A 1,019-nucleotide genomic window follows, 5' to 3' on the forward strand; every position below is an offset into this window, starting at 1 on the left:
AGCTTGATGATGCGGCTGGCCTGCGCCGGCGGGAAGGCCCAGCCGACGATGCCCCACGGCACCATCATCGCCATCAGCGCCGGTCCGGCAATATGCGGCGGCAGAAAGGTCGGGATGACCGACAGCAGGACCAGCATGCCGGCACTCAGCGCCAACGACCAGCCGACGGTGCGGGTCGCGCCGAACCGGTCGGCAGCCTGGCCGCCGCCAATGTTGCCGATGACGGCGCCGACGCCGAAGGCGAGCAGCATGCCGGGCAGCGCGATCTGGCTGAGACCGCCGCCCTCGATGGCAAGCGGCGCGACATAGGCAAAGACGGTGAAGGCGCCGATCAGCGCCAGCACTGTCGTCAACAGGATCGGCATCACGCCGGGACGCAGCGCTGCAGCCAGCCTGCGCTTCAAGGGCAGCCTGGTGCCAACGATGCCCCGCGGCAGCCGGTACCACAGGATCGCGCCGGCAAGCGCGCCAAGGCCGGCGATGGCAAAAAAGGTTCCGCGCCAGCCGGCAACGGTGGCAACGAGCGCGCCCAGTGGCGCACCGAGCGCAACGGCCACAGTGGTGCCGCCGACGACGACGGCGATGGCACGCGCCCGGTGATGATCATCGACCAGCGCCACCGCCGTGCCTTGCGCGGTTGCGGCGAACAGGCCCGACGACAGCGCCATGACGATGCGCGCGATCAGCAGCAGTTCGAAGGATGAACTCAAGGCAGCGGCGATGTTGCCGAGCACGAAGAACACCAGCGTCCACAGGATGACGCGGCGCCGGTCCCACTCGCCTGTCAGCGTCGCCAGGATCGGCGTGCCGATCGCATAGGCGAGCGCGAAGGCGGTGATCAGCGTGCCGGCCAGCGGAATGGAGATACCGGCATCCGCCGCGATGTCGGGCAGAAGGCTGGAGATGACGAAGCCTTCGGTCGAGATCGTGAACGATCCGAGCGCGAGCCAGAAAAGGCGCTTGTCCATGGCGGGATGTCCTTAGTTCAAAAGTTATTGAACAATTGGACACAATAGGGC

General features: G+C 67.1%; 1 protein-coding gene. It reads right to left on the reverse strand.

What is annotated here, in order from left to right; genetic code table 11:
- The coding region (locus tag EN750_RS36045) for an MFS transporter (RefSeq protein ID WP_145968269.1) at positions 1–968 on the reverse strand (968 nt) is incomplete at its 3' end.
- Positions 969–1,019 lie beyond the last annotated feature (51 nt).

Source organism: Mesorhizobium sp. M7A.F.Ca.ET.027.03.2.1 (assembly GCF_003999175.1).
GTDB lineage: Bacteria > Pseudomonadota > Alphaproteobacteria > Rhizobiales > Rhizobiaceae > Mesorhizobium.